This is a genomic window from Pseudoalteromonas sp. MMG013 (assembly GCF_018100885.1).
Lineage (GTDB): Bacteria > Pseudomonadota > Gammaproteobacteria > Enterobacterales > Alteromonadaceae > Pseudoalteromonas > Pseudoalteromonas aurantia.
Map to the genome: position 1 here is coordinate 1 of NZ_JAGJEE010000054.1, position 14528 is coordinate 14528.

Below are 14528 nucleotides of genomic sequence, written 5' to 3' on the forward strand. Positions count from 1 at the left end.
CCAAATGCTTCCTTAAAGCGCCTAGATTATTCTTTATTCTGCCACTTTTTATATATTCTTCAGTGTTATATAAAAAATCAGGCTGAAATTTGTCCACTAGCCAAAAGTAGTCATTAAACTTCCTATGGTCTGGTTGCAAAATATCTAGAACTTCCAAAAGGATATCATCTATTTCGTCCATATAAAGAGGACTCAAATACCGTGCTTTGTAGTCTTGAATATGGGCATATTCATTTTCTCTGCTAGGCCTAACATGTTGATAGTTGTTCTCTATCAGATCAAGAAAGTTTTTTACCGACTCTTTCATGTAACTTATTCTATATACGTTTTTTTTAATTGGTTTAACAAGTGACTCAATGCTGCGCTTTCAGAATCAAATGTCACTAGTGCGTTTTTATGGTCTCTTTCGGCATAAAAAACTTCCCAACCAAAACCACTACTTTTTAAACAATACCTTTCATTTATTGGTCCGTTTAGCGAGAAAGATGATTTATCAATACCTAACTGAGACACATGTTTTAGGAAACTTACTTTATCCATAATTAACTTTCCGGCTCGAAAACAATGGAAAGCCGCCTATTTTTAAAACCAATGTAGTTTTCTTTCAGGATGATATTCATACTATCGAGTTCGATATCTTTTAATTCTGTTGAGTGTATAAAACAGGATCTGGCGCCCTAACATTCCACAGGCCCCCATCTGATATGGTAACCCCTTGTATTTCTAGAGCTTGCAATACCAGTTTTACTTCCCCATTAATGAAAGCATCAATTTCTGCCTGTTCAAACCACCTGAATATTTCTTTTCTGCGCACTTCTAGTTCCTTATGATATGAATTGGGTTATTCAGCGTTTATATGATATATCTTAATTTGATCCTCATCCGTGAGCTGAATCTCTCGAACAAGTTCTAATAAGCCCATTTTCACAAGTGACGTTAACCCTTCGTCTAAAGGCTCTGAATGATCTACCTCTACTTCCTCACCATTGACTTCAATCCAATGATATTGTCCATAGGGCAAATACCCCATCCATTCTGACTTGTAGGTAACTTCTTTGGTTTTGTGGCGAAGCGAAGCTGCCTTTAATTTTGATAACAACTCTTGTTGATGCGCGGTAAGTGCCATTAAGCGAATATCCTTACTTCATATCCAACTAAAGCCAGCTTATCAAAAGTAGCATAATAAAGTAGTAAGCTTTATCTGATAATTGAGTATGAATCTTTATTGTTTGGGATGATACTTTATTGTTTGGGATGAAACTTTATTATTCACCCACAAAAAAGGCGCTTTCGCGCCTTTTCTTATTCTACTGTAACCGATTTAGCCAAGTTTCTCGGCTGGTCAACATCGGTGCCTTTAATGACCGCGACATAGTACGACAGTAGCTGTAATGGGATTGTATATACAACGGGTGCAATCGCATCTTCTACGTGGTTTACATTGATAACCCGCATGGTATCGTCTGATTCAAACGCGGTGTCTTTATCAGCGAATACGTAGATAATACCACCACGGGCACGCACTTCTTCAACATTCGATTTCAGCTTTTCAAGCAGCTCATTGTTAGGTGCCACCACAATAATAGGCATATCCGCATCAATTAAAGCCAATGGACCATGCTTTAATTCACCTGCCGCGTATGCTTCAGCATGAATATAAGAGATCTCTTTAAGTTTTAATGCACCTTCCATCGCAATCGGGTATTGCGACCCACGACCTAAGAAAAGTGAATGGTGTTTATCGGCAAACTCTTCGGCTAATGCTTCAATGTCTCCTGCCAGTGTCAACGCTTCTTCAAGCTTGTTTGGTAGGGTTTTTATCGCATTGATAATTTCACTTTGATCTCGGCCTTTCTCTTGCGCTATCGATGCAGTTAACATCAATAAGCCGACCAGTTGTGTAGTGAATGCTTTGGTAGAGGCAACCCCTATTTCGGCGCCAGCTTTGGTCATAAAGGCTAAGTCAGATTCACGCACCAATGAGGAACCAGGTACGTTACAAATCGTCATTGACCCCATGTAACCTTGCTCTTTGGCTAAACGCAACGCAGCCAACGTATCTGCGGTTTCACCTGATTGTGAAATTGTCACTAACAGGCTATTTTCGTGCACGAACGATTGACGGTAACGAAACTCAGAAGCAATCTCTACGTTACAGCTCACACCGGCAAATTGTTCAAGCCAATAGCGCGCCACCATCCCCGAGTGATAAGAGGTACCACAAGCAATAATTTGTACGTGTTTTACATCTTTAAAGATTTGTTGAGCACTGGCGCCAAACGCATCAACTGTCACACGGTCATTTTCAATACGTCCTTCAAGCGTGTTACGCACTGCCAATGGCTGCTCATAAATTTCTTTCAGCATGTAGTGACGGTAATCACCTTTACCTGACGCATCTTGGGTAATGTTTGATTCAACCACATCTCGTTCAACCACGTTGCCAAGACTATCAAAGATTTCCACAGTATCACGGGTAATACGTGCTACATCACCTTCTTCTAAAAAGATAAAGCTGCGCGTCACCGGCAGTAAAGCTAGTTGGTCAGATGCGATGAAATTTTCACCCAGACCAAGGCCAATCACCAGTGGACTACCTGAGCGCGCAACAATCATTTCATTATCATTTGCTTTGTCAAATACTACGGTGCCATACGCACCTTCCAGCTGTTTCACGGCCGCACGTACCGCATCTAACAAACTATCGTGTTGCTGGCGCAGTTGATGGATTAAGTGCACCATTACCTCGGTATCCGTCTCTGATAGAAACTCGTAACCATCGCCTTTTAATGCCGCACGCAATGGCGCATGGTTTTCAATAATACCATTGTGTACCAATGCAATTTCATCATTGGAAATATGCGGGTGGGCATTAGCCTCTGTCACGCCACCATGCGTAGCCCAACGCGTATGTGCAATGCCCGTAGTGCCTTTTACGTTCGCATCTCGTAAAGCGCTTTCAAGGTTTACCACCTTACCCACCGCTTTTACGGTGTTTAATACGCCCGCAGTACTTAATGCTACGCCTGCAGAGTCATAACCACGATATTCAAGGCGCTTTAAGCCTTCAATTAAAATTCTATTTACTGGGCGTTCAGCAACAGCCCCAACAATGCCACACATACTCTCTCCATTTAATTTTGCACGCTAGTGTGATGTTAATTGCACTGCCACTGTTAATGTATGACAGCGCATGATTTACACCTCGACACAGATCAGTTGCACGCCACACGCCTCAATCACTTGGCGGTCTTTTTCTGCCAAGTTGTTGTCGGTGATTAAAGTGGTGACTTGATCCCAAGGTAGTTCCAAATTTGGTATTCTTCGGCCGATTTTGTCAGACTCAACCATCACCACCACTTCACGTGCCGCCTCTGCCATCACTTGGCTTAAGCCCACTAGCTCGTTGAATGTTGTGGTACCTCTTTCAACATCGATGCCATCAGCACCAATAAAGAGTTGGTCAAAATCATATGAACGTAATACTTGCTCGGCCACCTGCCCTTGAAATGATTCCGAGTGCGGATCCCATGTACCACCAGTCATCAATAAGGTTGGTTCATTTTCTAAAGAAAGCAAACGCCTAGCCACATTAATTGCGTTAGTCATCACCACAAGTCCTCGCTTATTGCCTAGCTCTGGGATCATGGCTGCCGTCGTACGTCCGCTATCGATAATAATCCGGTTATGGTCTTTAATGAGATTGGCCGCAGCTTTGGCGATTGCCAATTTGCGAAGGGAATCCTGTTTGTCGTTGCTTTTTGCAACAATTTCTTGAGGCAATGCAATTGCACCACCATAACGGCGTAATAGCAATCCGCTTTTTTCAAGTGCAGTTAAGTCCTTTCGAATCGTAACTTCAGATGTTTCAAACTCCAAGGCGAGTGCCTCCACACTGATCTCGCCTTGGCTATTTACCAAGTTCAGTATGGTGTGGCGGCGCTGCTGGGTGTTTCGTTTGGTCATGAGTACATCACCTAAGTTTCGGTTCGAAATTTAGGTGCATTTTAAACGAAACTTAATAAATTACAATACCTGCTTTTTGGTGACCGCTCTTTTCATCATCATACGGCACATTTTTTCTTCCATAACCATGACAACACACCATAATGAATCGTTCCGTTATCCACCTTAATGTGACAAAGCAAGTTCAATTTTACAGTACCTTGCCGTCGCGGTGCCCACCATTTCATCATACGCGTTTTCTTCCATAACCATGGCAACACACCATAATGAATCGTTCAGTTATCCACCTTAATGTGACAAAGCAAGTTCAATTTTACAGTACCTTGCCGTCGCGGTGCCCACCATTTCATCATACGCGTTTTCTTCCATAACCATGGCAACACACCATAATGAATCGTTCAGTTATCCACCTTAATGTGACAAAGCAAGTTCAATTTTACAGTACCTTGCCGTCGCGGTGCCCACCATTTCATCATACGCGTTTTCTTCCATAACCATGGCAACACACCATAATGACTCGTTCCGTTATCCACCTTAATGTGACAAAGCAAGTTCAATTTTACAGTGCTCTGCTGTTGCGGTACCCACCATTTCATCATACGCAGTTTCCATTTCTAATGTCGCCTTAGTAGCCCCCAACTCAACAAGGTGTACTTCCGCTTCTCTGAGTGAATTGAAAGTAAGGGCGTTGCCTTTTTTATCGGATGACAAGTGATATTCGCCGTTACCATCAAGTCCCCCCGCCAAATAGTGATTAGAATCTGCATAACTTAATATAACCGCGTTTAAATCCTGTAGCTTAAAATGGTTTTTTAACTGTCTACTTTGCATATATCACCCAATTATTTTGTTCACCAGTTAATAAAACGTACCTAAGTGACGAAACGCTCACTTTTCGCTCAATTTGTTTTCCTGAAGCAAGAAAAAAGGCGCCGAAGCGCCCTCTAGTAGGAAGTCAGTACGCTTATTCGTATCGTAAAATCAACGAAGGACGCGTATTTGCCGCTTTGAATGCAAGGCTCGCAACGGTCAACCAGGTAATCGCAACAACACTCAGTGTAGCAACTCCATATATCCAAATTGCTTGGCCAATCCGTTCATTAAAGTTATTTAACCAGTCACCCATTAACCAATACACCAAGGGGATCGCAATAAGACCACCAATGCCTACAATGGCTAAAAACTCTTTCGACAGTAAGTTCACGATGCTAATTCGAGAAGCGCCCAGTACTTTGCGTACTGCCACTTCTTTTTGACGACGTATCGTCGCAAAAGATGCCAGCCCTAAAATACCCATACAAGTCAAGATAACCGCAAGGCCGCTAAAAATCACCACGAGCTGCTGCATCCGATGTTCATTAATATGTGCCCGTTTGTAGTCATCTTCGATTAAGCTAATATCAACCTCTGTGATTGCCAACTCTCTAATTACAATTCTTTGCGCCTCTTCCATGATTCGCGCTTTGTTAGCGCCTGGGCTTACTTTAATCACAATAGATGCCAATGGATCTTGAGCGCTTGCAACATTAACGGAAACAGGTAGCTGCTGCTGTCGTGCTGAGCCAATTTTCACATCCTTGATGATACCCACGACTTTTGCTTTGCCTCTGCCACTTTGCGTTGCCAGTGTTTGTCCAACCAGCTCTGCAGGATTAGCATAGCCCGCTTGTTTAGCTAAACTTTCAGACAATAAAACAGAGAATGAACTAATGCCTTGCTCGTCGGTTGCCATCCAATCGCTCGCATATTGTGGTGAGAAATCTCGCCCGGCAACAAGTTCGAAGCCTAAAGTCTCAACTGCATGGAACCCGGTTGAAATTGATGGTTGAGTGCCTCTAAGTCGCTCACCATTAGGCCAAACTAAAAATAACTCTGAGGTCATATCATGTGTTAACAGTGTATTTGATTGCGTAACTTGTTCAACACCATCTAACGCTTTTAATTGGCTCATAAGACGATTATCATCCGCTTGATAAATCGCTTCAGTTGGTAGGTTTTTAATAATCACTCTATCTGTTTTGCTGTAGCCAACGGGTAAATCACCGATCAATGCCATTTGTTTGTATACCACGATAGCAGCGACAATCAAGGCAACAGATAACCCACCTTGTAGCCCGAGTGTGAGCTTACGAACCCAAATGGCCGTTTTTCCTCGTTGCAAGTCACCACTCAATACGCGCTTAGCGCTAAATGACGAAATGAACAGTGCTGGGTACAAGCCTGATAACAGACCAATTAATATCACAACAACCGCCACTAATACTAAAAACAGTGGTGAGAAGCTTAACGATAAGCTGCGCTCAAGTAATTGATTTGCTGACGGGATCATTAGTTCAACTAACACCAGTGCAATAAGGGCTGCAATCATCACGACAAACATGGATTCAGTTAAAAATTGAGAAATAAGTTGTGGTTTACTCGCTCCAAGCGCTTTTCTTACCCCAACCTCTTTGGCGCGCTTTGCTGCACCTGCAATATTTAAATTAATAAAGTTCACGCTGGCAATCAGCAACAATAAAACCGTTAATGCAATACACACTTGCATCACCAATGATGAACCACCTTGCTTCATCTCAAATGGACCACTGCTATTGAAATGTAAATCCTGAAGTTTATTCAGAGTCAAACCAAGTTGTTTATGGCGGCCGGTCGATTTTTCACGCATATTTTCTACCATATCAGCAACGATTAAATCCGGATCGGCATCTTCAGTTAAACGTAAATATACATAGCCACGGATCGGGCTATTTAATACCTTTGGAATAGCAGCCAATGTATCAAATACAAAGTGCGTGTTGTCAGGTAAATCAGCAAATACAGCGGCAATTTCATATCGCCCTTGTTCATACGACAAAGTTTGCCCTACCGAGTTCTCATTACCAAATAAACGAATCGATTCAGCTTGGCTAATCGCCAATTGACCCGGTCTCGTTAGCGCTTTATTTAAATCACCAAAAAGTACTTCTAAGTTAATAAAATCCAGTAAATTTGATGATGCAACTAACACATTACTCAACCGAGCAGTTTCACCTTTAATCGTTACATCAAGGATCATTGGTTCAGCAAAGTAACTGAGACTATGTGCATCTGTTAAAACTAACGCATCTTCCACTTGCGTGTGACTAAGCATTTCCAGCGCCAAATCTGAATCAGACGCAGCTATCATCTGTAGACCCCAAGGGCGATAATCAGTATGAACGCGGTAGACGCGTTCTGCATTTGGATGCTGACTATCATATGATAATTCATAGGCTGCGAACAATGCGACCATAATGGCGGCCGCTAAACCGATACTAAAGCCCAGTAAGTTCAACATAAAGTGTTGAGTATCTTGCTTGATAGACCGAAGCGCGGTTTTAAAATAGTTAAATATCATTTTTCAATTTCCTTCTTCATACTGCGCCTTTGACTGACTAAGCAATGGCAACAGACTCATATATACTAAAACGTATATACTGCTACGCAGCCCCTGATACAGTGACAACCTCATTCGCTTTATCGAGTATCACTTGACCATCAAGTAAACGCACTAAACGGTCTGCGTAGGTGCCTTCTTTTTCTGAGTGAGTCACCACAATCACAGTTGTACCTTCACGGTTCAATTCACGCAGCATCGTCATCACTTCTTCACCATTTTTCGAATCTAAGTTACCCGTCGGCTCATCGGCAAGGATCAGTTTAGGATTAATAACCAAGGCACGTGCCACCGCTACACGTTGTTGCTGTCCGCCAGAAAGTTGTTGTGGCAGATGGTCTGCACGATGGTCAATCGCGACGCGCTGTAAAATAGCTTCGACTCTTTGCTTTCTCTCCGCTTTAGAAATATTTTGATATTGTAAAGGCAGCTCCACATTCTCATAGACGGTCAATTCGTCAATAAGGTTAAAGCTTTGAAAGATGAATCCAATTGACGCTTGACGTAGTTCGGCTAATTGTTTTTCGCTATAACCGGCAATATCTGTCCCCGCAAACTCAAAGCGGCCTCCAGTTGGGGAGTCTAGCATGCCCAAAATAGACAATAGCGTTGATTTACCGCAACCTGACGGCCCCATAATGGCTAAGAAATCACCCTCTTCAACCGTTAAATTAATACTATTGAGTGCTGTTGTTTCAACGTCTTGCGTTCTAAAAACGCGGCTTAAATTATTTAACGTAATCATATTTCTGTCCTTAATTCGGTTCACTTACACTATTTTTATTGTTGTATGTTCAGATGTTCAGCTTTATCAAAACTACCGTAGCTTGATGTGATCACCTTATCGCCTGCCTGTAAACCGGCCAGCACTTCAAAGTAATCTTGATTTTTTTTACCTATACGAATGTCGCGTCGCACAGCTGAATCACCAGATTCGGTAAATACATAGGCCCAATTACCGCCGGTACTGGTAAAAAAAGCACCGCGATTAAGTAACAAGGCATCTTGTTTATTGCCGCCTAACATTAATTCAACCTCGATGCTCTGACCTCGTTTGATACTGTCAGTGCCAGTTGGTAAATCGACTTCAATTTGAAACTGTGATTGCTGTACGCGACTGTCTATTTTACTCACTCCAGCCTCTACTATCTTGTTGTCAATCTGAACCATCACTGGCATATCTCGTTGAACTTGATTTAAGTAAAACTCATCTAAACGTACCACAAGTTTATATTCATTTGGAATATCGACCTGACCAAGGCGAGCGCCCCTGCTTTTTGACTCGCCAATCTCGACATCTAGCTCACTTAAGTACCCTGTGACTGGTGACTTAACCAACAAATTGTTTAGGTTATTTCTCGCAAACTGGAGGTTTTTTTGCAGCATTTTAGCACTGTCCTCCAACTGTGCGACTTGCACTTCACGTATCGAGTTTTCTTGCTTTTGTCTCTCTAGCGTCAGTTCTTTACGCGCCTTGTAATAAGAGAGGTCATCCTTGATCTCATAGAGTTCATCCTTGGCTAATACACCTTGTGAGACAAGGGAGTTAGACTGTTTATATCGACGTTCTAAGTGACTTATCTGCAAATCAATTTCAAGAATATCTCGACGCAAATTCAATCGATTTGTTTCCATATTCATTTGCGTATTACGTAAAAAATTCAATTGCTCTGTCACCTGAGCTTCACGACCCATCACATCTAATTGCAAATTCGTATTGCTTAAACGAACCAAGGGTTGTCCTTTTTGCACAAATTCACCTTGCTCCACCAATCGCTCCTCGACTTGGCCTCCAGCTATCGTATCAAGATAGACGGTTGTTTTTGGCACCACCTGACCTCTTAAGCTTAATGCATCTTTAAACGCGCCTTGACGCACAGTACTCACCGTAATACTTTGCTTTGATACTTTTTGACTGCGCCCTTCAGACCCCGTTTGACTAAACCCATAAGCCACGGCAGTCACACTGAGCACGGCTGCAACGATTACCCCTTTTTTAAAATGCTTTTGTAATCCTGAGCGTTCTATTTTTTTATCCATCATTCAATTCCTGCTGATATTTTTTACTGGCCGCTGATAACGGCATATGCAGTAGATAATCCAAATTTCATGCCAAAATAAAAACAACTAAATATCAATAACTTATCAATTTAAGATTTAATTTCCTTCATTAGGTGTCCGATAATAGAACACTACAGCAATTCACCAGTGCCCAAAAATGGACATCCCATACTTAAACCAAGTAGTATGACGCTAAGCTAAGCTCACATAAAAACACAAAACAGGATCATTCATGAAGCAAGCGGGCTCTATTTTAGTTGTTGACGATAATCCGGATATTTTGATTGCAGCGCGACTCCTTTTGAAACAACATTATCAAGTTGTAAAAACAACCGATAACCCATTCGACATTGAAAGCATTATCAAGTCACACACAATTGAAGTTATTCTGCTAGACATGAACTTTACCCAAGATGCAATCAGTGGCAAAGAAGGGTTTTATTGGCTAAAAAAAATCATCGCACAAGACCCTCGCATTGTTGTTCTTTTAATGACAGCTTATAGCGATATTCAACTTGCTGTAGACGCAATAAAAGCGGGCGCATCTGACTTTATTGCTAAGCCTTGGCAAAACGAGCAGTTGCTAGGCGCCGTCACTGCCGCATTCGCACATGCACAAGATAAGCAAAAAGTAGACAAACTCACACGACAAACACAAGGATTAAATCAAGCGCTGAGCCAAAGTAAGAAAAGCGCCACATTTGATTTTTTAGGCCAAAGTGCCGCGATGCAACAGGTGTTTTCTACCATACAAAAAGCCGCACAAACCGATGCAAATATATTGATTTGTGGCGAGAGCGGCACCGGAAAAGAACTTGCAGCACAAGCAATCCATCAAGCCAGTTTACGTCACGAAAACCCATTAATTAGTCTCGATATGGGGGCTATTTCCGGCAATATTTTTGAGAGCGAATTATTTGGTCATAAAAAAGGCGCATTTACGGATGCCAAAACAGACAAAGTTGGTCGATTTGAGCTTGCTCATGGCGGTAGCTTATTTTTAGATGAACTGGGGAACCTGCCTCTGGCGCAGCAAGCAACACTCTTAGCAGCCCTGCAAAATAGGCAAGTGACACCGGTCGGTGGTACAAAACCCATCGATGTCGATATTCGTTTGATCTGTGCAACCAATGATAATCTCGCTGATGCCGTTAATGAAGAAAGATTTCGCCAAGATTTATTATATAGAATCAATACGATAGAAATCCGGATCCCCCCTTTAAGGGAACGCATAGACGATATACCTCTACTGGTAAATTATTATTTAAAACACTATGCGCAAAAATATAAACGCGAACTCAGCATTAACGCTTCAGATATGGATGCACTTTGTCAGTATCCTTGGCCAGGAAATGTACGTGAACTAGCGCATGCAATTGAGCGCGCCGTAATTTTAAGTGATGCGGATACGCTAGATATAGGGACTGTCGTGGGCCAAACTCCGACGTTAGAAAGCCCTCAAGCAAACACATCGCAGTCCACTACAGAATACGATACATTTGATTTAGAAGTTTTAGAGCGACGCGCAGTGCATGCCGCATTAAAGCACTATCAGGGTAACGTCAGTCATGCCGCAAAAGCATTAGGCTTAACGCGCGGTGCTATGTATCGCCGTTTAGAAAAGTATGATTTATAAACGCATTCTCAATAAGGCACATCCAAAGGAACTCTCAGCGTGATCAACACAACTTCCAACTCCATGCTTATCTTAGCCCTAAACCTTGCAGGTCTATGCATCTGTGCTAGTGCGTTAACTTACTTGTATATACAATATGGGTTTTCTGCAACATGGGTACTTATTTTTCTCGTTGCCTTATCTTTAAATGGATATATATTCTCATTATTTCAAAAGCACAATAAACGCTTAAGTCATGTAATAAAAGCACTCGCAAATGGCGACAGTACACTCGGGCTAGGTGTGCGAGATCCTATGAGACAACACTTTGAAAAAGTTAAAAAACAAATGCAATCCGCTCGCTTTAATGCAGAACAACAAGCACAGTTTTTACAAGCACTTTTGGTGCATGTTGATTTAGCTGTTTTGGTCTGTGACGATCAGGGTAATATCATAGAATCTAACCCAGCATCGGCTAAACTATTGGGTATATCGGCCAACCATTTGTCGCAACTCCAACATCTTGGCCAACTTGTTTTAGCAACGAATAAACGCCTTCGTAGCAGTGCACAATGGCAGCAAGGTGAGCAACAAGATACCTTGTCTATACAAGTAAGTGTTGCTGAAATACAAGGACAAATACGTAAGATTATTACGTTACACTCAATACATGATGCGTTGCTTCTAAAAGAGCAACAAGCCTATAAGCGATTAACGCAAGTACTAACTCATGAAGTAGCAAACTCAATCACCCCATTATCGTCAATTGCTCAAACCTGCCATAGCTTGATACCAGACTCACTGACATTTACGGACCAAGAAGATAAACAAGATCTCAGTTTGGCGCTAAATACATTGGCATCGAGAACCAAGCACTTAGGTGAGTTTATTGAACGCTTTAGAAATGTGAGTAGTTTACCCAGTCCAACACTTGCACCATTACAGTTACAACCGCTATTAAAGCAAATAGTCTCACTACACAATAGTCAGCTTACTCAACATCACATTACTTGCTCAATCAGTATCAAAACGTCGCAATTGATCATGTTAGACCTTGGGCAAATAGAACAAGTGCTGATCAATTTGTTTAAAAATGCCATTGAGGCCATAAAAATTGCCGAACAAAATTCATCAACCTCACGCGAAGAGCGTTTGATCACAGTCACTTTAGACCAAAACAATGCTCAACAAGTATATGTTGAAATTACTGATTCTGGTTTAGGTGTCGCCGAGCATGTTAGAGAGATGATATTCGTGCCATTTTTCACAACTAAACAACAAGGTTCAGGTATCGGCCTTAGTTTATCAAGACAGATTATGGTCAACCATGGTGGGGATTTAGTTTATGTTACACGGGAAAGGGGCGCCTGCTTTCGTTGTATTTTTGGTTAAACGAGCAAGGCAAAATTAAAGAACGTGCGTGCTCATTAGATTCAATGAGCACGCAAATTTATTTAATTGTTACAGCCCATTACAATAAAGCGAGATAATTCCTCCTGTTTTAATATCCCTTTATGATCAGTGTCTATCGTGATTGATTCAATGTTGTTCGCATTATGCTGTGCCATATAGTCATTATACGCTTGTAAGCAATAAGGTGATGCGCCAGCATAAGCACCTCTTAATACCACACCGCTCGCCACAGTCGGGACATAATTATCAAACCAATTTATTTGCCTTTGAGCCAACAAATTAACGTGATCTAACAACTCACTATCAATAGCGTCATCTTTTATATGATACTTATTCTCCACTGGGGTTACATGGCATGATTTAACCATTTGTATTGATTGCTCAAAATAAACATCAACAAAGGTAAGCTCTACTTGAAAACCATTACCACGAAGCATATTGGCAGCTTCTAAAGCCAGAACTCCACCAAATGAATGACCTACCAATTGAATCACCATATGTGGCTTAACGGTTGTCGCAATCGCTTCAGCAAGCTGCTCTGCATTTTCAGTGAGGGTTTTAAAGGGCTGCAAGCCATCGAGCAAGCCTCGATGTGGACAGCCATATACATTAATATTATGCGATGAAAGCGTCGAAGCTAACCAAGCAAAATCATGTTCAGTGCTTGCAACACCCGGTACTAAAAATACCGACCTATGGTGCGCTTGAATGTCCGACATCGCTCGGATTAATGCGCCGTCAGCTTGCAATGATTTACCATCACATAATCGCGCCATAGCCTCAATGGTCACAGTACTAAAGAGATCATTGAGTGAAATCTCAACCCCAAAACGCTGCTTCATTTGCGCGCACAGACGCAACATTAACAGCGAGTGGCCCCCTATTTCAAAAAAGTTTGCCGTGGTGCTAATACTCACCGCTTCAATGCCTAATAATTCAGACCAAATCTCAACCAGCCCTAGTTCGATCTGTGTTTGTGGGGCAACATAATCACCTTGTAGCGTGGCACCTTTGGGGGTTGGCAGCGCCCGTTTATCTACCTTGCCGTTTGGCGTCAACGGCCATTCATGCACCACCATCAAGACACTGGGTACCATATATTCTGGCAATTGCTCAGTTAAAGCGCTCTTTACTTGCTTCATAAATAACATGTGTTCTTGTGTTTCAAGTCGCTCCGAGGGCTGAATATAGGCGACTAATTGTTTACCACCGGCCACTATTTTCGTCATCACTAGGGCTGACTCAATTTGTTGCTGCTGCACTAATTGTGCTTCGACTTCACCAAGTTCAACCCTAAATCCACGAATTTTGACTTGATCATCCGCACGACCAATGAACTCTAACGTACCGTCGACTAAATACCTTACCAAATCTCCCGTGCGATATATTCGTTGTGAACTATGTGGATCATTAGCATTAAAATAGGGGTTTTCAATAAACTGCTCTGTTGTCAGTTCTGCGCGATTTAAATAACCTCGAGCCAACCCATCCCCCCCAATATATAACTCCCCAACAGCACCAAAAGGGACAAGCTCAGTATTCAAATCAAGTATAAGTAATTGATTGTTAATATTTGGTTGCCCGATAGAGACCGTGCTACATTTTGCATCTGCTTCAGACGTACAATACGTTGACGCTGTAATCGTTGCCTCTGTTGGGCCATATGTATTCATGAGTTGAACATGACGACCCAGCTTTTGATAATGGTGAGATACTGTGGATGGTGTTAATGCCTCACCCCCAACAATGACTAACCTTATAGATGTGTTTGTAAAGACCCCTTTATCAACCAATAATTGCGCCCAAAATGCCGTGGGTAAACTAACTACAGAGACTGTATTCTGCGTGCAAAAACTGATAAATTCTTGTAATCCTTGTCTGCACTCGTCATTACTGATAACTAATCGGGCTCCCTGACACAATGTACCAAAGAACTCTTCAACAAAGATATCAAAGCAAATATTTGAAAACTGCAACACAGCATCATTATCATCGACATGATAAGTTTCGCGAATATGCTCTTGGTAATTAGCTAAAGCACGATGCTCGATCATCACC

13 protein-coding genes are annotated in these 14528 nt (G+C 41.9%); 2 read left to right on the plus strand and 11 right to left on the minus strand.

All coding sequences use genetic code 11. The features are described from left to right. The 10 genes from J8L98_RS24050 to J8L98_RS24095 form a co-directional block, all read right to left on the minus strand. Nucleotides 1-307 (minus strand): hypothetical protein (locus tag J8L98_RS24050; RefSeq protein WP_210998582.1); only part of this gene is annotated, 307 nt, incomplete at its 3' end. Between the two features lie 5 nt (nucleotides 308-312). Further along, entirely contained in the window at nucleotides 313-540 is a 228-nt protein-coding gene (locus J8L98_RS24055; RefSeq protein WP_210998584.1) for a hypothetical protein, read from the minus strand. 100 nt (nucleotides 541-640) lie between these two features. Next, entirely contained in the window at nucleotides 641-814 is a 174-nt protein-coding gene (locus tag J8L98_RS24060) for a hypothetical protein (protein ID WP_210998586.1), read from the minus strand. Between the two features lie 27 nt (nucleotides 815-841). Then, the gene (locus J8L98_RS24065; RefSeq protein WP_210998588.1) at nucleotides 842-1126 is read right to left on the minus strand and encodes a hypothetical protein; all 285 of its coding nucleotides are present in this window, start codon (nucleotides 1124-1126) and stop codon (nucleotides 842-844) included. 176 nt (nucleotides 1127-1302) lie between these two features. After that, nucleotides 1303-3123 carry a glutamine--fructose-6-phosphate transaminase (isomerizing) gene (gene glmS / locus J8L98_RS24070; protein ID WP_192509124.1) on the minus strand — a complete coding sequence of 607 codons (1821 nt, stop codon included), beginning with the start codon at nucleotides 3121-3123 and terminating at the stop codon, nucleotides 1303-1305. 75 nt (nucleotides 3124-3198) lie between these two features. Further along, a complete protein-coding gene (locus J8L98_RS24075; protein WP_210998589.1) occupies nucleotides 3199-3966 on the minus strand; it encodes a DeoR family transcriptional regulator in 768 nt (255 codons plus the stop codon). Between the two features lie 534 nt (nucleotides 3967-4500). Continuing rightward, a complete protein-coding gene (locus tag J8L98_RS24080; RefSeq protein ID WP_210998591.1) occupies nucleotides 4501-4797 on the minus strand; it encodes a DUF6482 family protein in 297 nt (98 codons plus the stop codon). Nucleotides 4798-4930: 133 nt separating this feature from the next. Continuing rightward, entirely contained in the window at nucleotides 4931-7342 is a 2412-nt protein-coding gene (locus tag J8L98_RS24085; RefSeq protein ID WP_210998592.1) for an ABC transporter permease, read from the minus strand. 82 nt (nucleotides 7343-7424) lie between these two features. Continuing rightward, complete coding sequence (locus tag J8L98_RS24090; RefSeq protein WP_210998594.1) at nucleotides 7425-8126, minus strand: ABC transporter ATP-binding protein; 702 nt, start codon at nucleotides 8124-8126, stop codon at nucleotides 7425-7427. 35 nt (nucleotides 8127-8161) lie between these two features. Continuing rightward, entirely contained in the window at nucleotides 8162-9421 is a 1260-nt protein-coding gene (locus J8L98_RS24095) for an HlyD family efflux transporter periplasmic adaptor subunit (protein WP_210998598.1), read from the minus strand. A gap of 253 nt (nucleotides 9422-9674) precedes the next feature. Between J8L98_RS24095 and J8L98_RS24100 the strand changes: the two genes are divergently transcribed. Both J8L98_RS24100 and J8L98_RS24105 read left to right on the plus strand, forming a co-directional pair. Further along, nucleotides 9675-11078, plus strand: a complete 1404-nt coding sequence (locus J8L98_RS24100) for a sigma-54 dependent transcriptional regulator (RefSeq protein ID WP_210998596.1) — start codon at nucleotides 9675-9677, stop codon at nucleotides 11076-11078. A gap of 63 nt (nucleotides 11079-11141) precedes the next feature. Continuing rightward, entirely contained in the window at nucleotides 11142-12449 is a 1308-nt protein-coding gene (locus tag J8L98_RS24105) for an ATP-binding protein (protein ID WP_210998599.1), read from the plus strand. A 62-nt stretch (nucleotides 12450-12511) separates the two neighbouring features. Here the strand turns inward: J8L98_RS24105 and J8L98_RS24110 are convergent. Then, nucleotides 12512-14528 (minus strand): AMP-binding protein (locus tag J8L98_RS24110; RefSeq protein ID WP_210998597.1); only part of this gene is annotated, 2017 nt, incomplete at its 5' end.